Origin of the sequence: Streptomyces sp. URMC 123 (genome assembly GCF_051386515.1) — a bacterium.
GTDB lineage: Bacteria > Actinomycetota > Actinomycetes > Streptomycetales > Streptomycetaceae > Streptomyces.
The window spans coordinates 1-245 of the sequence record NZ_JBPQTV010000791.1; the positions used below are offsets into that span (position 1 = coordinate 1).

Annotated in this window: 1 protein-coding gene; it reads right to left on the reverse strand. The window is 40.4% G+C overall.

Going from position 1 to position 245, the window contains the following annotated elements:
- The coding region (locus tag ACSNOD_RS32025; protein WP_436770549.1) for a DUF5722 domain-containing protein at window positions 1–245 on the reverse strand (245 nt) is incomplete at both ends.

Here is a 245-nt window from a genome sequence, read left to right on the forward strand (position 1 = left end):
TGCAAATGCAGCAGCCTGCTCATTCTCTATATTACCTCTTTCAGGATTTGTAGCTGTAAAGCCCTCCTCTGTAAGCATTATATGTCTTACGGAACCGTCATGCTTTTTAAGTGTATCCTGTGCAAAATAATCTGTAAGCTTATTCAGATTTGCAAAATTTATTACAGGAGAATCAAAATTATCCTTTATCCATCCTGTCTTTTCACCGTCATCCCAGAACTCGGGCTCCGTCATAGGTGCCGGAT